Origin of the sequence: Mesorhizobium sp. M1307 (assembly GCF_040318155.1) — a bacterium.
Taxonomy (GTDB): Bacteria; Pseudomonadota; Alphaproteobacteria; order Rhizobiales; family Rhizobiaceae; genus Mesorhizobium.
Window position 1 is genome coordinate 133554 of sequence record NZ_JAMYLR010000007.1, and the last position, 18506, is coordinate 152059.

The window sequence follows — 18506 nt, forward strand, 5'->3', positions numbered from 1 at the left end:
GCGATGACGCCTGAACTGGTCATTTTCGACTGTGACGGCGTGCTGGTGGACAGTGAGATGCTGTCCGTCTCGGCATTGCTGGAGATGATCGCGCTTGCCGGTGGCAACGTCAGCGAGGACATTGCCTACGAGCACTTCCTCGGCAAGAGCATGAAGAGCGTCCGCGAAATCCTCGCAAGCGACTTCGGGCTCGATCTCACCGAGCAGCATCTGACCGAGATGCGCTCCGAACTGATGCGCAGATTCCGCGAGGAGCTGAAACCGATGCCAGGTATCGCACAGGTCCTGCCGAGACTCGGCGTACCGTGCTGCGTCGCCTCCTCCGGCACCCTGGAACGCATCCGCTATGCGCTCGACGTCACCGGGTTGCTTGGGCTGCTGGAGCCGCATTTGTTCAGCGCCGCCATGGTGGCGCGGGGCAAACCGGCGCCCGATCTCTTTCTCCATGCAGCAGATAAAATGAGAGCGGCCCCGCGAAACTGCCTCGTCGTCGAGGACAGCCCGGCCGGCATCGAAGCGGCGCGGGCGGCCGGCATGCGCGTCCTTGCCTTCACCGGCGGCTCGCACACCGGCAACCCGGCATTGAAAGCGCGGCTTGCGTCGAGTGAGCCGGACTTTATATTCGCTGACATGCTGCAATTGCCCGATCTGATTGCAGGCCTGGGAGCGAGAGCAAGAACACCTTGACCAACAGTTTCGTTTGCGCGGTCGATGTCGGCACCGGAAGCGCTCGTGCCGGCATTCTCGACACCGGTGGCGCCTTGCTCGGCCGCGCCGAGCACCCGATCGCCATGCAACGGCCGAAGGCCGACCATGCCGAGCACGATTCGCAGGATATATGGTCGGCGGTGTGCATGGCCGTCCGCGCTGCCCGCGAAAAGGCGGGCGTGCGGGCCGAGGATATCGTCGGCATCTCCTTTGATGCCACGTGCTCCCTGGTGGTGCGAGACCGGCATGGCGGCCAGCTCAGCGTGTCCGTCACTGGTGAAAGGCGCTGGGACACCATTGTCTGGCTCGACCATCGCGCAATTGCCGAGGCCGACGAATGCACTGAAAGCGGCCACGCTGTGCTCGACTATATCGGCGGCGTCATGTCGCCGGAAATGGAGACGCCGAAGCTGATGTGGCTGAAGCGCAACCTGCCCGGAACATGGAACGAAGCCGGCTGTCTATTCGACCTCACCGACTTCCTCACCTGGAAGGCAAGCGGCTCGCTCTCCCGTTCACAATGCACGCTGACCGCCAAATGGACCTATCTAGCCCATGAAGCGACCGGCTGGCGGCGCGACTTCTTCGAAGCCGTCGGGCTCGGCGATATCTTTGAGCACGGCAACCTGCCGGAAAAGGCAAGCCCGGTCGGTGCCGATATCGGCCCGCTCGGCGCGCAAGCCGCGACGGAGCTTGGCCTCACCGAAAAATGCCGGGTCGGCGCCGGTGTCATCGATGCCTATGCCGGCGCGCTTGGCGTGCTCGGCGGTTTCGCCGGTGACGCGACGAACATCGGCCGCCATCTGGCCCTGATTGCCGGTACGTCGAGTTGCGTCATGGCGATGTCGCCCGATCCGCAGCCTTTCGCCGGTGTCTGGGGCCCATATTATGGCGCAGGCCTTCCCGGCCTGTGGCTGTCGGAAGGTGGCCAGTCGGCCACCGGCGCGCTGCTCGACCACATCATCCGCTGGCATGGCGCCGGCGGCGAGCCGGATGCCGCCATGCATGCCAGGATTGCCCACCGCGTCGCCGAGCTGCGCGCCGCCGAGGGCGACAACCTCGCCGCAAGGCTGCACGTACTGCCCGATTTTCACGGTAACCGCTCGCCGCTCGCCGACCCGCATGCCGTCGGCGTCATCAGCGGGCTGACGCTGGATGCCTCCTTCGACAGTCTGTGCAAGCTCTACTGGCGCACCGCCGTCAGCATCGCGCTTGGCGTCCGTCATGTGCTGGAAGCGCTGAACGAGAACGGCTATCTGATCGACACGCTGCACGTCACCGGTGGCCACACCAAGAACCCGCTGTTGATGGAGCTCTATGCCGATGCCACCGGCTGCACGGTGGTCGAGCCGCTGGCGGATGAGGCGGTGCTGCTCGGCACCGGCATGATTGCCGCCACCGCGGCCAGGCTTTTTCCCGATTTGAACGCTGCCTGCGTTGCCATGCAACAGGGCGGCAGGACGCGAGAGCCCAATCCGGCTGCCGCCGGCCGGTTCGATCGCGACTACCGCGTGTTTCTCGAAATGCACACGCAAAGGCAGGCGCTGGACGCGATCCGATAAATCGGGGTCGGTTGCTATCTCTGGTTCCAGCGCCGGATGACCGGCTCGTCAAGGTCGTGCTCATAACCGAGCACACTTATGCTGGCGGTATCCAGCACGAAAAACGCGCCGGCTTGCGGCGGCAGGCCGAGCCAGCGTGCGGCCAGCACCCTAAGGAAATGCGAGCTTGAGAAGACCAGGACATTGCTGCCGACCTCGCGCAACTGGCTGACGATCCGGTCCGCCCTCGAGCCGACATCCGTGGCGGACTCGCCGCTCGGGCAGCCGTCGCGAAAGAGACGCCAGCCGGGGCGCTCGGCGAGGATTTGCTTGGTGGTCAATCCCTCATAGGCACCATAATCCCACTCCGCCAGATCGTCTTTCTTCACGCCTGACGAGCCGAAGCCGGCCAGCGCACAGGTGTTGAAGGCGCGCTGCGACGGGCTCGACCACACCGCCGAGACGGACAGGCCCTTGAGCCGCTCAGCGATCCGCCTTGCCGCTTCCTCGCCGGCCGGCGTCAGCGGCATGTCGGTTCGGCCGGTATGTTTTCCGGACGCACTCCATTCCGTCTCGCCATGCCGAACCAGATAGATTTCGGGAAACGCGCTCATCAGGCTGCCTTTCAAATGGATCTGCCGCGACCATAGTGGCTTCCATAGCCTCTCCAATAGCCTCTCCAATAGCCTGCATTGAACCGACTGGCTTAACCCTTCCGCAAGTCAGCCTCTTGCCACCGGTGCCCATTTGATAGACAAACCCGTCGTAATGCGGAATCCGGCCGATCTTGGCCATTTTCCGCGCTGAGACGCGGCTTCCGGCTCTTGCTGACGTGCCGCAATCGGATAGGCGGAAAACTAGAATGTCTGCGATCGAAGCCGACGCTCGCGCGCCGGAAAACCTTTGGCGTCGGGAAATCAGGGCGATGCTGGCGCTCGCCTGGCCGATGGTGCTGACCAATCTCGGCCAGACCGCGATGACCGCTACCGACGTCATGATGATGGGGCGGCTGGGGGCGGACACGCTGGCCAGCGGTGCGCTTGGTGCCAACCTCTACTTCATGCCGCTCATCTTCGGGCTCGGCCTGATGCTTGCGACCTCGCCGATGATGGCGACCGAGCTCGGCCGTCGCCGGCACTCGGTGCGCGACCTGCGCCGCACCGTGCGCCAGGGTCTGTGGCTGGCGATCCTCATTTGCATTCCGATATGGGCCCTTCTCTGGCACGGCGAGAGCGTGTTGCTGGCCATGGGTCAGGAACCGGCGCTGGCGCACCAGGCCGGCATCTATCTGCGCTGGCTCGAATGGGCGGTGCTGCCCTTTTTCGGCTACATCGTCCTGCGCTCGTTCATTTCGGCGCTGGAGCGGCCGGGCTGGGCGCTGATCATCGTCTTCGTTGCCGTCGCCTGCAACGCCTTCTTCAACTGGCTGTTCATGTTCGGCAATCTCGGCATCCAATCGATGGGCATCGCCGGCTCCGGCCTCGCCACCACTCTGTCCAGCACGTTGATGTTCGCCGGCATGGCGGCGGTGGTGATGCTTGAGAAGAAATTCCGGCGCTATCGCCTGTTCGGACGCTTCTGGCGCGCCGATTGGCCGCGCTTCAAGGGCCTGCTGCGGCTCGGCCTGCCGATCGCGGGCCTGCTGGCGTTCGAGGTGACGATCTTCAACGCGGCGGCCTTTCTCATGGGCCTGATCGATGCGGCTTCGCTTGCCGCCCATGCGATCGCCATCCAGATCGCCTCGATCACCTTCATGGTGCCGCTCGGCCTCAACCAGGCGGTGACGGTGCGCGTCGGACTTGCCCACGGCGCCGGCAATCCGGAAGGTGTCAGCCGGGCTGGCTGGACCGCCTATGTCGTCGGTGTCTCCTTCATGGCGCTGATGGGGCTAGTGATGATCCTGTGGCCGCATCTCTTGATCGGCGCCTTCATCGATCTGGGCAATCCGGCTAATGCCGAGGTGGTGGCGCTTGCCGTGTCGTTCCTCGCCTTTGCCGCGCTGTTCCAGGTTTTTGACGGTGCGCAGGCGGTCGCCAGCGGCATGCTGCGCGGCCTGCACGACACCAAGGTGCCGATGATCTATGCCGCGATCGGCTATTGGGGCGTCGGGCTGCCGCTCGGCGTGCTGCTAGCCTTTCGTTTCAGCTTCAACGGCGTCGGCATCTGGATCGGCCTGTCGTCGGGACTGGCGGTGGTTGCGGCACTCCTGCTGGTGCGCTGGCTGCGGCGTGACAGGATCGCGCCGCCGCTGGTATTCGGGCGTTGAATTGCTGGTCGCCCGCTCAGCGGGCCGCCGCCCGCTGCTCGAGCGAACGTGCGTATTGCGTCAGCGGAAAGCACATGACGAAGAAGATCAGCGCTACCAGCCCATAGACTTTGAACGGTTCGAAGGTCGCATTGTTGATCGCGTTGGATGTCCTCACCAGCTCCTCGAAACCGATGATCGACGTCAGCGCGGTCGACTTGATCAGCTGCACCAGAAAGCCGACGGTCGGTGCGCGGGTGATCGAAAACGCCTGAGGTAAGATGATCAGCCGGAGTTCCTGCAGATAGTGCAGGCCGAGGCTGGCGCCGGCGTCCCACTGGCCGCGCGGCAGTGCATCGACGCCGCCGCGCCAGATCTCGGCGAGATAGGCGCTGGCAAAGAAGGTCAGGCCAAGCACCGCCGCGGTCCACGGCTCGATGCGCAGGCCCAGCATCGGCAAGCCGAAGAACATCAGGAAGAGCTGCATCAGCAGCGGCGTGCCCTGGAAAAGCGCGATGTAGCCGGAGGCAAACCGGCGCGCCCATTTATTCTTGGCGATCCGGAAGAACAGCACGATCATGCCGACCACGGCCCCGCCGACAAAGGCGGCCAGCGACAAGAGCACCGTCCAGCGCGCCGCCAGCAGCAGGTTGCGCAGAATGTCCCAGAAGGTGAATTCGATCATGACACGCCGGCTCCGAGAAGCCGGCGCCCGCCGCCGACCAGCAGCCGGCGCAGCCCAATCGACAGGATGAGATAGACCATCGTCACCACGAAATACGTCTCGAAAGCCCGGAACGTGCGCGCCTGCAGCATGTCGGCTTCATAGGTCAGCTCGCGAACGGCGATCTGCGATACCACGGCGGATTCCAGCATCATGATAACGATCTGGCTGGTCAGCGCCGGATAGATCACCTTGAGCGCCTGCGGCAGCACGATCTTGATGAAGACCTGGCGCGGCCTGAGCCCAAGCGCCAGTGCCGCTTCCGTCTGCCCGGACGGCACGGCGTCGAGCCCGGCGCCAACGATCTCGATCGTATAGGCGGCCATGTTGAGCGTCATCGCCAACATGGCTGCCAGCACCGGATCGAGCCTGACGCCGATGCTGGGCAGCCCGAAGAAGATGAAGAACAGCTGCACCAGGAACGGCGTGTTGCGGATCACCTCGACATAGACGCCGATCGCCCGCTTGAGCAGCAGCGGACCGTTCCGCCGCCCTGCCGCGCCGAGGATGCTGAGCAACGTTCCCGCCAGCGTGGTCACGGCGATCAACAGGATCGTCGTGGCCGCGCCGCGCGCGATCGCCCCTGTCGCCCCGGCAAGCCAGCCGAAGTCGAGGCTATACGTCACCGGCGATCAATCCTTGAGATTGGCGGGATCGAGCGGTGTCTTCAGCCAGGCCTTCGAGCTTTCGTCCAGTTTGCCGTCGGCCAGCATCTTGGCGACCGCATCGTTGACCGCTTGCTTGAGGCGGTCTTCCTTCTTGTTGAGGCCGATATGCGAGGGCGAGGTAAGAAGCTGGAATTTCTGCTCCGGCTTCAGTTCCTCCTGCCGGGCGAGTACCTGGGCGCCGACATCGTTGCCGACCACCATCAGCTGGGTCTGGCCCGAGATGAACGCCTGGATGACGGAATTATAGTTGTCGAAACGGCGGATGTCGGCCGAGGCGGGTGCCGCCTCGGTCAGCGAGGTGTCCTCCAGCGTGCCGCGATTGACGGCGATCGACTTGTCGGCAAGGTCTTCCTTGCCTTTGACCGAGAGTGCTGCCGGGCCGATGACGGCGATGTAGTAGGGTGCGTAGGCGGCGGCGAAATCGATCACCTGCTCACGCTCCTTGGAGTAGCCGACGCTCATCAGCAGGTCGACGCGCTTGTCGGTCAGGTACGGAATGCGGTTCTGGCCGGTCACGCTGACCAGATTGAGCTTGACCTTGAGCTGGTCGGCGATGGATTGCGCCACGTCGATGTCGTAGCCCTTGATGCTCATGTCGGCGCTGGCCGAGGAGAAGGGCGGGAAGTCGGAAAAGATGCCGACATTGATGGCGCCGGCCTTGGCTATGTCGTCGATCGCGTCGGCATTGACGGCCTGCGTCGTGAAAGCAAAACCGGTCGCGCCGAGCATCAGCACGGCGGCGATGGACGATTTGAGTTTCATGTGAAGTGTCATTGTCATTCCCCTGCTGGAAGCTTGTTTGTTTGAGTGCAACCGCCGGCTCCAGCGCGGCGGTCGCCTTTGGATTCTCTAGTGGACCATGATCTTCTCCGAAAACCGGTTCCCACTTTCGGGATCATGGTCGAGCGTGTCAGCCCTTGCCGGTGATTGCCGGGCTGAAGACCATCAGGCTGAGGATCTCGAACAGCACCTGCGCGCCGGCGTGCGCCGTGTTGGTGGTCGCGTCGTACTGCGGTGCCACCTCGACGACGTCGCCGCCGACGATGTTGAGTCCCTTCAGGCCGCGCAGCAGCTCGAGCACTTCGCGCGTCGTCAGCCCGCCGACTTCCGGTGTGCCGGTGCCCGGCGCGAAGGCCGGATCGATGCTGTCGATGTCGAAGGAGACATAGGTCGGGCCGTCGCCGACTATCCTGCGCGCCTTCTCGATAATTGCGGGAATGCCGAGGCCGGTCACCTCTTCGGCATGCACCACGGTCATGCCGGACTCATAGGTGAACTCCCACAGATATTCGGCCGAGCCGCGAATGCCGATCTGGATGGTGCGGCTCGGGTCGAGCACGCCGTCCAGCACCGCGTTGCGGAACGGCCCGCCATGGTGGAACTTGGTCATGTCGAACAGGCCGCTGGTGTCGCAATGGGCGTCGATATGGATCATGCCCACAGGCGCCTTTTTGCCGACAGCCTTCAGGATCGGGTGGCTGATCGAATGGTCGCCGCCGACAGACAAGGGCAAGACGCCGGCGTCGACGATCTGGTTGGTGCGGCGTTCGATGTCGTCATGGCTGGTCTCCAGCCGGTAGCGGCTCTGGAACGGCACGTCGCCGATGTCGGCGACCTTCAGCTCATGCGTCGGCGCGCATTCCAGCACATGATTGTAGGGGCCGATGCGCTCGATGGCGCGCAGCGCCCTTGGCCCGAAGCGGGCGCCCGGCCGGTTGGTGACGCCAAGATCCATCGGCGCACCGATCATCGCCACCTGCAGATCGCCGAAATCCGGATTGTCGGCGGCGATTTCACGATAGGGCGCCGCGAGGAAGGTCGGGATGCCGGAATAGGGCGCCAGTCGCGTGCCGGTCTTGGAGAAGATCTTGTCGGCGACACGCTGGAATTTCGGGTCGAACATTTCGCCGCCATGGCTCTCGCCGTATTTGCGGCGCAACGCTTCGAGCTTGCCGCGGTCGTAACCCATGTCGGTCCTCCATGGCTGGTGCGGCGCGGACAGCGGCCCCGATAGCCGCAGCCGTCGGCTGCCTGCAGATTTCACGTCTTGATGCAATGCCTGGGCAAAGTGTCCCGTAGCTGCATTGAAAAATCAATTGATATTGTTAGTGTATTATCTGTGAGAAAATCTCACAGAGCCTAGGGTCCAAATGGCCAAGCGTTTGCCACCGCTCAACCCGCTGCGCGCCTTCGAGGCGACGGCGCGCCACGCCTCGCTGAGCAAGGCGGCGGCTGAGCTCAACGTCACCCACGGCGCCATCAGCCATCAGATCAAGGCGCTCGAGCAATCGTTGGGTGTCAAGCTGTTCGAGCGCGCTGGTCAGCGGGTCGACCGCCTTCGACGGCATTGCCGCCGCCACGCAGCGCATGACGAGGCCGGCCAGCACCGGCGTTCTCTCTGTATCCTGCGTGCCGGCGCTACTGTTGCTGTGGATGATCCCGCGGCTGGGCAGCTTCACCTCGCAATATCCGGATATCAGGCTGACGCTGATCCCATCCAATGATGCCAAGGACGTCCGCGCACCGCATATCGATGTCTGCGTACACTATGGTGACGGCAGCTGGACCGACTGCTGGATGCGCAAATGGTCGGGCCTCGAACTGTTCCCGGTGGTCAGCCCGACGCTGATCAACAACCGCCCGATCCGCACCGTCCGCGACCTCGCCGATCACGTCTTCCTGCATGGCGACGACGGCCGCGAATGGCATACCTGGCTGGCCGCCGCTGACGCGCTGGACCTGGAGCGCGGCCGCCGCCACCATCTTGGCGACGCGCGCATGGCGACCGAGGCCGCTGTCCACGGCCATGGCGTGGCGCTCGGCGACACGGTGACGGCAAGCGGACTGCTCGCCAGGGGCCTGCTTGTCGCCCCGTTCAGTCTTTCCGTGCCGGCCGTCGACGATTTCTACGTCGTCTGCCGCAACGAGATGCGGTCGGCGCCGATCGTGCAATTGTTCATCGACTGGCTGTTTGCCGAGAAAGAGCAGGCCGACCGCCGCGCCGACGCGCCGGTGGCAGGCCGCATCGGCATTCGCCGCAAGCGTCCAGCGCTCAAGGTGGTCGGCGCCAAGACCGCATCCTGAGGCCGAAACTGCCGTAGGCGCCGCTTGCCGCAGGGGCTCCTTTTTGTCGGGCCAGCCCGCAAAGCGGGAGGCGCGTTCAAAAATTCGATGCTAAGAGGCATTTGGAGCAATTCCAGGAAAAGTGCGCAGCGGTTTTCCGTCCGGAAGTGAGCTAGACAAAAGCTAGAGCGAGCAGCGAAGGCGCATTGAGCGATGGCAAAGACCGATATAGCGCGGCGCGTCTACAATCACACCTGGAAGCTCGACCCGATCGTCCGCAGCTTGCTCGACACCGATTTCTACAAGCTTCTGATGCTGCAGATGATCTGGGGCATGTATCCCAAGGTCGACGCCACCTTCTCGCTGATCAACCGCACCACCTCGGTCCGCCTTGCCGAGGAGATCGATGAGACGGAGCTGCGCGAGCAGCTCGACCATGCCCGCACCTTGCGCTTCTCTAAGAAAGAGATGATCTGGCTCGGCGGCAACACCTTCTATGGCCGCAAGCAGATATTCGAACCGGAATTCCTCGCCTGGCTGGAAAATTTCCGGCTGCCCGAATACGAGCTTTCCAAGCGCGACGGTCAATACGAACTCGCCTTCAGCGGTCCGTGGATGTACACGACGCTGTGGGAGATCCCGGCGCTGGCAATTATCAATGAACTTCGATCTCGCGCGGCCATGCGGGCGTTCGGGCCGTTCGCGCTCGACGTGCTCTATGCCCGCGCCAAGGCCAAGATGTGGGCCAAGACCGAGCGGCTGAAGGCGCTGCCCGGCATCCGCATCTCGGATTTCGGCACCCGCCGCCGTCATTCTTTCCTGTGGCAGCGCTGGTGCGTCGAAGCGTTGAAGGAGGGCATCGGCGAGGCCTTCACTGGCACCTCCAACGTGCTGCTCGCCATGGACAACGATCTCGAGGCGCTCGGCACCAATGCGCATGAACTGCCGATGGTGTTCGCCGCGCTCACCAATTCGGAAAAGGAATTGAAACAGTCGCCCTACAACGTGCTGCAGGACTGGCAGCGCTACTACGGCGGCAACCTTCTGATCGTACTGCCGGACACCTTCGGCACCGCGGCGTTCCTGCGCGACGCACCGGACTGGGTCGCCGACTGGACCGGCTTCCGCCCCGACAGCGCGCCGCCGATCGAAGGCGGCGAGAAAATCATTTCCTGGTGGCGCGAAAAGGGCAAGGACCCCAAGCAGAAGCTGCTCATCTTCTCGGATGGGCTGGAGGTCGAGACCATCGAGGAAACCTACCGTCACTTCCGCGGTAAGGTGCGCATGTCCTTCGGCTGGGGCACCAACCTGACCAACGATTTCGAGGGCTGCGCGCCGACCGAGACCAACCGGCTAGACGCCATCTCGCTGGTCTGCAAGGTCACCGAAGCCAACGGCAGGCCGGCGGTCAAGCTTTCCGACAATCCGGCCAAGTCGACAGGCGACGAGAAAGAGATCGAGCGCTATTTGCGCATCTTCGGCCAGAAGGACCGCGTGGAGCAGTTGGTGAAGGTGTGAGGTAGGGGAACTCTTGCGTAGTATGAGTTCCTTCGCGCCCCCCTCTGTCCTGCCGGACATCTCCCCCACGAGGGGGGAGATTGCGCCCTCATTGCTGCTTTCGCCAATCGCTAAAGTTGCAGAAGGAGAGCCGACGGCGGAACCGCCGATCTCCCCCCTTGAGGGGGAGATGTCCGGCAGGACAGAGAGGGGCGCCGTAGAGCGCTGCATTTCTGCAATCAGGCCCTTTCCCGGCCGTGTCATTTCCTTGGCTCTCCTGTCGCCCAGGCCCGCCTTCGCCCACGCCTCCGACCGCGGCCACGTCCTGCTTCTCCCCACCGGCTACTACGTCGTCGGTGGCGCGCTCGCGGTTGCCGCCAGCTTCCTTGTCCTGGCGCTACTGCCGCCGGACTCCCTCGACCGCTTCTGGCGCAAACGCCTGCCGCTTTTTACCTTCGGCGACGGCGCGCGGACTGCCGTCAGCCTGGTATCCTTTGCCGGCTTTGCAATTCTGATTGCCGCCGGCCTGTTGGGCAGCCGCGATCCGCTTTCCAATCCGATGCCGCTGACCGTATGGACGCTGCTCTGGGTTGGCCTGGCTCTGTTGCAGGGGCTCGCCGGCGATCTCTGGTCGTGGCTCAACCCCTGGTACGGGCCATGCCGCGTCGCCTCGCGCCTATCTGGCAGAACGCAGCCGTATCTGCTCCCCCAACGGCTCGGCTATTGGCCGGCTTTCCTGCTGTTCTTCGCCTTCGCCTGGTTCGAGCTGATCGACCCTGCGCCAGACGATCCGGCGCGGCTGGCGTGGGCGGCAGGCCTCTATTGGCTGCTGAGCTTTACCGCGATGATCGTCTTCGGCTATCGCGACTGGAGCCGCAGCGGTGAGTTCCTGACCGTGTTCTTTTCCATGGTGGCGCGCTTCGCCATCGTCGAACGTAGTGCAGACGGCCGGCTAAAACTCTGCTGGCCGGGCGCCAAGCTGCTCGCTGCCGCGCCGCTACCGCTCAGCGGCGTCGCTTTCCTGCTGCTTGCGCTGTCGTCGGTGTCCTTCGACGGCCTGTCGAAAACCTTCTTCTGGCTAGGCTGGTTCGGCATCAATCCGCTGGAATTTCCGGGACGCACCGCTTTGATCGGCATCGGCAGCTTCGGCCTTGTGCTGAGCTTTGCCGTGCTTGCGGCCGTGTTCGCGCTCGCCGTCTTTCTTGGCCAGAACCTTGCCGGCAGCAAGCATTCGCTCGGTCACGCCGCCGGGCTTTTGGTCTGGTCGATCGTACCGATCGCGCTCGCCTACCACTTCGCGCATTATCTGACGGCGCTGCTGGTCGACGGCCAATATGCGATTGCCGCTCTCTCCGGCCCGTTTGCGCTGGGCTGGAACCTGTTCGGTACCGCCGACATGTCAATTGAAGCCGGCGTCGTCGCCGGTGCCGGTTCGGCGTGGTGGCTGTGGAACCTCCAGGCCGGCGTCATCATAGCCGGCCACATGCTTGCTGTGCTTGTCGCCCATGGCTTGGCCTGGCGGCTGCACGCCATTCCGGCTCGCGCCGCGGTCAGCCAGTTCCCGCTCACCGTGCTGATGATCGCCTACACCGTCCTCGGCCTATGGCTGCTTGCGACGCCGAGCGCCGGATGAACGAGGTGTGCGATGCCCGTCAATCGAACCTTGGGGAAAGCTCGCTTGCCACGTCAGAGCTTTGGTGATTTAGTTTGTACACATGCAATTTTCGCCCCTCTTAACAAGAGTGGCCTGCCTGCTACAGCCATTGGTCAAAGCTCAAAAACAAGGGGAACTGCCGTGACTGACAAGAATGGGTTTTTCGATCTCTCCAGATCCGCTCTCACCCGCCGCACGGCGCTGAAGGGCCTTGCCGCCGGCGCCGGTCTTGCCGTCGCGCCGGGTTTCGTGCGTTACTGCCAGGCGCAGAGCTCGGCGCCGATCAAGATCGGCTTCCAGTCGCACCGCACCGGCATCGGCGCCGCCTATGGCCGCTGGTACGAGAAGACCACAGCGGCTGCCGTCAAGGCGATCAACGAAGCCGGCGGCATCAACGGCCGGCCGGTCGACGTGATCATCGAGGATGACGGCACCGATCCCGGCCGGGGCGCCGAAGTCGTCGGCAAGTTCGCCTCTCAGCACAAGACCGATATCGTCTACGGCACGCTGTTTTCGCATGTCGTCATCGGCTCGGCGCCGGCCGCCGGCGAGGCCAAGATGCCCTATTTCGTTGTCAGCGAAGGCCACCACGTCGCCTCGACCAAGTTGAACCGCTACGTCTTCCAGCCCGGCATCACCGATGTGAAGAGCCAGATCCAGTCGATGGCGCCGTGGATTGCCGCCAATGCCGGCAAGAAGGTGACGCAGATATTCCCCGATTTCGCTTTCGGCTACGACCATCGCGACTACCTGCCGCCGGCGCTGAAGGCGCAAGGCGCCGAGGTTATCGCCCAGATCGCGATTCCGCCGACGGAATCCTCTTTCACCAAATATTTTCCGCAGATCCCCGCGGAGACCGAGGTGATCTACCACGTCATGGTCGGCCCGGCGGTGCTCACCTTCGTCAAGGAGCTCGGCGAGTTCTACGGCTCCAATCGGCCGCAATTGTTCGGCTTCATCGATTCGCTCGAAGCTACCGACATCAACAGCCCCGGCCTCGAATTCCTCGACGGCAGCCATTTCTGGGAAGGTTCGCCGCGCTACGCGCAGCCCGACGATTCCCCTGCACAGAAGGCCTACCGCGCCGCAGTCGGCATCGACGACAATGGTGCCGCCGTCGGCGACCCCAAGGACGTCTCCACCGCCGCGCATATGTTCGGCTGCTGGGAAACGCTCTACGTCGTCAAGAAGGCGATGGAGGATGCCGGCTACAAGGGCCCGGAAGACCGCGCCAAGCTGGTCGAGGCGACCGAGGCGTTGACCGAGTTCGCCGAGGGGCCCGAGCATCCGCAGGGACCGAAAACCTTCAACGGCAAGATCCACCAGTGCTTTGGTATCCAGAACATCTCCAAGGTCGAAGGCGGCCGGCTGAATGTCGTCCACAAGACCAAAATCGAGGACGGCCTCTACGAGCCGGAAGGGGATTACACGACGCAGGCGCTGTGAGCTTGGTTTCATTAAGCACAGTGCGCTTCGGCCCACCCCCCTCTGTCCTGCCGGACATCTCCCCCTCAAGGGGGGAGATTGGCAGTTCCTGCGAAGGCGACCGCTTTCCGACCTCGACGATTGGCGAAAGCGGTGATGACAGCCAATCTCTCGCCTCGAGGGGGAGATGCCAAGTTTTGGCAAAGAGGGCAGGCCAGAGGGGGGTGCTTCGCGCATCCGCCGGTGCTTAGCCGATGCACTTCGGACCTCACCTTCTCCTCGCCGCCCTCGAAGGCCTCGTCACCTCCGCCGTGCTGGCGCTGACGGCGCTTGGGCTGTCGCTGGTGTTCGGCGTCATGCGCGTCGTCAATGTCGCGCATGGCGAGTTCTTCATGCTGGGCGCGGTGCTTGCCTGGGCGATCTCAACGGCGATATCCGACCATCCGGCGCTCGGCTTCCTGGCCGCCCTGGTGCTGGCGCCGCTGATCGTCGGCCTGATCGCGCTGCTCGCCGAACGGCTGGTGCTGCGCCGGCTCAACTACAATCCGGAAGCCACCATCGTCGCCACCATCGGCATGCTCTACATCATTCAGCAATTGGCGCTGACCTTCTACGGCCCGGAGGCGCGGCCGGTGGAGCCGCCGTTCAGCTACCGCATCCTCCTGCCGTGGTTCGGTTATTCCGGCTACAAGCTGTCGATCATCGCCGCGTCGGCGCTGCTGCTGGTCGCGACCTGGCTGGTGCTGACGCGCACGAAAATCGGCCTCGTCATGCGCGCCACGCAATATGACAGCGAGACGGCGCAGGCCTTCGGCATCCCGGTGACGAGAGTCTATGCCGGTGTTTTCGCGCTCGGCGCCATGCTGGCTGCTGTCGCCGCGGTGCTGATCGTGCCGATCAGCCAGGCCCACTATCTGATGGGACAGGACCCGCTGTTGCTGTCGTTCATCGTCGTCATCATCGGCGGCCTCGGCTCGCTGCGCGGCACGGTCGTCGCCGCGGTGCTGATCGGCCTTTCCGACGGCATCATCTCGGTGTTCTTCTCACCGACGCTGGCCAAGATCATCGCCACCTTGCTCGTCGCCATGGTGCTGGTGTTCCGGCCGCAGGGCCTGTTCGGGACGACATCGCGATGAAGGATGCTTCGCCGGCAAAGCCATATGCGCTGCACCTCGGCGTCATCGCCCTGCTTTTCGGGCTTAGCTTCGTCCTGCCGGAATACCATCACGGCCTGCTCGCCCGCATCATGGTACTGGCGGTCTTCGCCATGGGCTACAATCTGCTGTTCGGCTATGTCGGGCTGCTCAGCCTCGGCCATGCCATGTTCTTTTCAGCCGGGCTCTATGGCGCCGGCCTTGCCGTCATCCATCTCGGCTGGAGCGTGCCGGCCGCCTTCGCAGCCGGGCTTGCCTGCGGCGCGCTGCTTGCGCTGGCGATCGGGCTGCTGGCGCTGCGCACCTCCGGCGTCGCCTTCATGATCGTCACTATGATGTTCGCGCAGGTATTCTATCTCGTCATCCTCTATTTCGCTGCCTGGACCGGTGGCGACCAGGGCATGGTCGTGCCGCAGCCGATGCGTGTCCTTGTCCTGGGCAGCACGTCACTCGACCTCACCAACCCGACCGTGCGCTATATGAGCGCGCTGGCACTGTTCTCGATCGTGCTGCTCATAAGCCTGGCGATAGTCCGCTCCGGCTACGGTCGCGTGCTGGTCGCGATCCGCGAGAACGAAGAGCGGACCAAAATGCTTGGCTACGATACATTTTCCAACAAGCTCGCCGCCGTCGTCATCTCAGGCAGCATCTGCGCGGCTTCCGGCGCGGCCTATGCGCTGCTGTTCGGCTATGTCGGCTCGAGCTTCGCCTCGGTGCAATATTCCATCCTGCCGCTGCTCTGGGTGCTGCTGGGCGGTGCCGCCACCACGCTCGGTCCGCTGATCGGCACGCTGTTCATGTATTATGTCATCGATGTCGCCAGCGGCTACACCTCGGCCTATCTGCTGATCGTCGGCATAGCGCTCATCCTGCTGGTGCTGTTCTTCCCGAGAGGCATTCTCGGCAGCATCCGCCAGCGCTGGCTCGGGTGGTTGCCATGATGCCGCTGCTCACCACCAAAGGCCTGTCGCGCAGTTTCGGCGGCTTGCGCGCCGTCGACGGCGTCGACTTCGCGCTGATGCCGGGCGAGATCCGCGCCATCATCGGCCCCAACGGTGCCGGCAAGACCACCTTCGTCAGCCTGGTCAGCGGCCGCATCCAGCCCTCGTCGGGCATGATCGTCTTCGACGGCGCCGACATCACCAACCTGCCTGCCTACGCCCGGGTTCGCCTTGGCATCGCCTACACGTTCCAGATCACCAGCGTCTTTGCCAATCTCAGCGCCTACGACAATGTTGCCCTGCCGGTGCAGCGCACGCTGACCGACGGCCGCTCGAAGGGCGCGGTTCACACCGGCGTCATGGCGGCGCTCGAGCGCACCGGCCTTGCCGATCGCGCTCAAATGCCGGCCGGGCAATTGTCCTACGGTCACCAGCGCCTGCTGGAAGTGGCGATGGGGCTGGCGCTGAAGCCACGCCTGCTGATCCTCGACGAACCGACGCAAGGCCTGGCCGACAGCGAGATCGACAACTTCATCGAGCTGGTGCGCGAGATCGCCGATAGCGCCACAGTGCTTTTGATCGAGCACAACATGCCGGTGGTCATGCAACTCGCCGACAGCATCACCGTCTTCAACGCCGGCAGGATCTTGGCTGAAGGCACGCCCGAGCAGATCCGCGCCAATGCCGCGGTGCAGGACGCCTATCTGGGGACGACCCATGGCTGAGGCCCAGTCCAAGGCACTGACGATCTCCGGGGTCGACTGCTTCTATGGCGAGGTCCAGGTGCTCTATGGCCTCGATCTTGTCTTGAACGAGGGCGAAGTGCTCTGCCTGTTCGGCCGCAACGGCGCCGGCAAGACGACGACGCTGAAGGCAATCATGGGCATGGTGCCGGTAAGCTCAGGCTCGATCCGGCTCGAAGGGCGAGAATTGACCGGCTTGCCGGCGCACGAGGTGCCCAAGGCCGGCGTCGCCTACGTGCCGCAGGGCCGGCGGCTGTTCGCCGAGATGACGGTGGCTGAAAACATCGAGATCGGCCTGATGGCCCGCAACAAGGGCAAGGCGACGCGCGAAAACGTGCTCGATCTTTTTCCGCTGCTGCGCCAGCGCCTCAGGCAGCGTTCCGGCACGCTGTCCGGCGGTGAGCAGCAGATGCTGGCCATGGCCCGCGCCCTGTGCCTGGAACCACAGGTGCTCCTGCTCGACGAACCAACCGAAGGGCTGATGCCGTCGATGATCGCCAAGATCCGCGAAACCGTGTCGAAGCTGCGTGCGCTTGGCGTGTCGACAATTCTTGTCGAGCAGCGCGTCGATGCGGTGCTGTCGGTCGCAGACCGCGTTTGTTTCATCGAAAACGGCCGCAACCGCGAGACGGTCGATGTCGAGGAACTGCGTTCCGATCCCTCGGCGGTCCGTCGCTATGTCGGCGTCGGATGATCAGGCAAAGAACAGCAAGCCGGCAAGCAGGAATGTCGGGATCAGCACCGCGCCCGACCATGCCATATAGCCAAAGAAGCTCGGCATCTTGATGCCGCGATGCCTGGCAATGGCCAAGACCATGAAATTCGGCGCATTGCCGACATAGGTGTTGGCGCCCATGAACACCGCGCCTGCCGAGATCGCCGCCAGCGTCGAGGCGAGCTCGGTCATCAGATGCTGCGCATCGCCGCCAGCCAGCTCGAAGAACACCAGATAGGTCGGCGCATTGTCGAGGAAGGACGACAGCGCTCCGGTCAGCCAGAAATAGGCAAGGTTGTCCGGCGCGCCGGTCGGCGAACTGACCAGCAGCACCAACGGCGCCAGCGCGCCGTCGAGCCCGGCCCGCAATATGGCGACGACCGGCACGATGCAGATGAAGATGCTGGCGAACAGCTTCGCCACCTCGGCAATCGGCCCCCAGTTGAAGGCGTTTGCGCCGCGAAATTCCTTCGGCGAGACGACAAGCGAAGTGAAGGCCAGTATCAGGATGGCGGCGTCGCGCACCAAGTTCTGCAGCTCGAGGCTGACGCCCTGAAAAGAGAAACTCACTCCCGGCTTCCAGGCAGCGGAAATCAGGATCGCGGCGATTACGCCGGCCAGCAGCGGGATGTTGGCCAGGCCGCGAATGCGCACCTTGCTGTCGGGCGTCGGATCCTTGATCTTCGGCGCGCCTTCCTCCCGGCGATGCATGATGATGTCGATCGCCAGGAAAACAGCCAGCACCACGCCGGCGACGAACAGCGTCTCCGGCAGCAGGTGAACTGTCGTCCAGAAGAAATCGACGCCGCGCAGAAAGCCGACGAACAGCGGCGGATCGCCCAGCGGCGTTAGCGACCCGCCGATGTTGGACACCAGGAAGATGAAAAAGATGACGACATGGGCGTTGAAGCGCCGGTTGTCGTTGGCGCGGATGAGCGGCCGGATCAGGATCATCGAGGCGCCGGTTGTGCCAATGATCGAGGCAAGCAGCGCCCCTCCCATCAACAGCCCGGCATTGACCAGCGGCGTGCCGTGTATGTTGCCGGCAACGAAGATACCGCCCGAAATGGTGAACAGCGCAAACAGCAGGATGATGAACGACATGTATTCGGTGAGCAGCGCATGCAGCACCGCCTGCGTGGCGGACGGGATGCCGAAGGCGATAGCCAGCGGCCCGATCACCAACGCTGCCCAGAAGGCAGCGATCTTGCCGTAATGGTGCTCCCAAGCATGATGGAACAGCAGCGGGCCGGTCGCAATGCAAAGCAATAGCCCGGCAAACGGCAGCACCCACCAAAGCGACATGGCGGCGCCCGGCAATTCGTGCGCTTCGGCCGCGAGAACCGCATTCGGAGAAAAGATTGCTGCAATAAGTGCAGCACTTGCCGTCAACGCCGCAAACCGCATGAAGCCCCTCAAAAGTCTGTC

Annotated in this window: 16 protein-coding genes and 1 pseudogene; 11 read left to right on the forward strand and 6 right to left on the reverse strand. The window is 63.7% G+C overall.

Annotated elements, in window-relative coordinates:
* Nucleotides 1-3: 3 nt before the first annotated feature.
* Together NKH16_RS11635 and NKH16_RS11640 are read left to right on the forward strand one after the other, a co-directional pair.
* Nucleotides 4-687: an HAD family hydrolase gene (locus tag NKH16_RS11635; RefSeq protein WP_352449475.1), complete on the forward strand. Its 684-nt coding sequence runs from the start codon at nucleotides 4-6 to the stop codon at nucleotides 685-687.
* Nucleotides 684-2270 carry an FGGY-family carbohydrate kinase gene (locus NKH16_RS11640; RefSeq protein ID WP_352449474.1) on the forward strand — a complete coding sequence of 529 codons (1587 nt, stop codon included), beginning with the start codon at nucleotides 684-686 and terminating at the stop codon, nucleotides 2268-2270. Before NKH16_RS11635 ends, NKH16_RS11640 begins: the two co-directional genes overlap by 4 nt.
* A 14-nt stretch (nucleotides 2271-2284) precedes the next feature.
* Here NKH16_RS11640 and NKH16_RS11645 read toward each other — a convergent pair whose 3' ends face one another.
* Nucleotides 2285-2866, reverse strand: coding sequence for a histidine phosphatase family protein (locus NKH16_RS11645; RefSeq protein WP_352899531.1), 582 nt, complete (start codon nucleotides 2864-2866; stop codon nucleotides 2285-2287).
* Between the two features lie 245 nt (nucleotides 2867-3111).
* Between NKH16_RS11645 and NKH16_RS11650 the strand changes: the two genes are divergently transcribed.
* Nucleotides 3112-4515, forward strand: coding sequence for an MATE family efflux transporter (locus NKH16_RS11650; protein WP_352449473.1), 1404 nt, complete (start codon nucleotides 3112-3114; stop codon nucleotides 4513-4515).
* A 16-nt stretch (nucleotides 4516-4531) separates the two neighbouring features.
* On the opposite strand, the gene NKH16_RS11655 is transcribed toward NKH16_RS11650, so the two are convergent.
* From NKH16_RS11655 to speB, 4 genes are all read right to left on the reverse strand, one after another.
* Nucleotides 4532-5179, reverse strand: a complete 648-nt coding sequence (locus tag NKH16_RS11655; RefSeq protein ID WP_023722520.1) for an amino acid ABC transporter permease — start codon at nucleotides 5177-5179, stop codon at nucleotides 4532-4534.
* Nucleotides 5176-5844, reverse strand: a complete 669-nt coding sequence (locus NKH16_RS11660; RefSeq protein WP_352899445.1) for an amino acid ABC transporter permease — start codon at nucleotides 5842-5844, stop codon at nucleotides 5176-5178. Before NKH16_RS11660 ends, NKH16_RS11655 begins: the two co-directional genes overlap by 4 nt.
* Before the next feature lie 6 nt (nucleotides 5845-5850).
* Complete coding sequence (locus tag NKH16_RS11665; protein ID WP_352472382.1) at nucleotides 5851-6660, reverse strand: transporter substrate-binding domain-containing protein; 810 nt, start codon at nucleotides 6658-6660, stop codon at nucleotides 5851-5853.
* Nucleotides 6661-6796: 136 nt separating this feature from the next.
* On the reverse strand, nucleotides 6797-7855 hold the full coding sequence (gene speB / locus NKH16_RS11670; protein WP_352899448.1) for an agmatinase: 1059 nt from the start codon (nucleotides 7853-7855) through the stop codon (nucleotides 6797-6799).
* A 181-nt stretch (nucleotides 7856-8036) separates the two neighbouring features.
* Between speB and NKH16_RS11675 the strand changes: the two are divergent.
* The 8 genes and pseudogenes from NKH16_RS11675 to NKH16_RS11710 all read left to right on the forward strand — a co-directional run bounded on the left by NKH16_RS11675 (nucleotide 8037) and on the right by NKH16_RS11710 (nucleotide 17057).
* Nucleotides 8037-8970: pseudogene (locus NKH16_RS11675) on the forward strand (LysR substrate-binding domain-containing protein).
* A gap of 192 nt (nucleotides 8971-9162) precedes the next feature.
* On the forward strand, nucleotides 9163-10467 hold the full coding sequence (gene pncB, locus NKH16_RS11680) for a nicotinate phosphoribosyltransferase (RefSeq protein WP_254815847.1): 1305 nt from the start codon (nucleotides 9163-9165) through the stop codon (nucleotides 10465-10467).
* Nucleotides 10468-10636: 169 nt separating this feature from the next.
* The gene (locus tag NKH16_RS11685; protein WP_352899450.1) at nucleotides 10637-12079 is read left to right on the forward strand and encodes a hypothetical protein; all 1443 of its coding nucleotides are present in this window, start codon (nucleotides 10637-10639) and stop codon (nucleotides 12077-12079) included.
* Nucleotides 12080-12241: 162 nt separating this feature from the next.
* Nucleotides 12242-13546, forward strand: coding sequence for an ABC transporter substrate-binding protein (locus tag NKH16_RS11690; RefSeq protein WP_352899453.1), 1305 nt, complete (start codon nucleotides 12242-12244; stop codon nucleotides 13544-13546).
* Between the two features lie 233 nt (nucleotides 13547-13779).
* Nucleotides 13780-14661, forward strand: coding sequence for a branched-chain amino acid ABC transporter permease (locus tag NKH16_RS11695; protein WP_352899456.1), 882 nt, complete (start codon nucleotides 13780-13782; stop codon nucleotides 14659-14661).
* The gene (locus NKH16_RS11700) at nucleotides 14658-15620 is read left to right on the forward strand and encodes a branched-chain amino acid ABC transporter permease (protein ID WP_352455936.1); all 963 of its coding nucleotides are present in this window, start codon (nucleotides 14658-14660) and stop codon (nucleotides 15618-15620) included. Before NKH16_RS11695 ends, NKH16_RS11700 begins: the two co-directional genes overlap by 4 nt.
* The gene (locus NKH16_RS11705) at nucleotides 15617-16345 is read left to right on the forward strand and encodes an ABC transporter ATP-binding protein (RefSeq protein ID WP_352455937.1); all 729 of its coding nucleotides are present in this window, start codon (nucleotides 15617-15619) and stop codon (nucleotides 16343-16345) included. The genes NKH16_RS11700 and NKH16_RS11705 overlap by 4 nt, the downstream gene beginning before the upstream one ends.
* Entirely contained in the window at nucleotides 16338-17057 is a 720-nt protein-coding gene (locus NKH16_RS11710) for an ABC transporter ATP-binding protein (RefSeq protein ID WP_352899461.1), read from the forward strand. The genes NKH16_RS11705 and NKH16_RS11710 overlap by 8 nt, the downstream gene beginning before the upstream one ends.
* Here the strand turns inward: NKH16_RS11710 and NKH16_RS11715 are convergent, their stop codons facing one another.
* Nucleotides 17058-18485 carry a sodium:proton antiporter gene (locus tag NKH16_RS11715; RefSeq protein ID WP_352899464.1) on the reverse strand — a complete coding sequence of 476 codons (1428 nt, stop codon included), beginning with the start codon at nucleotides 18483-18485 and terminating at the stop codon, nucleotides 17058-17060.
* Between the last annotated feature and the right edge of the window lie 21 nt (nucleotides 18486-18506).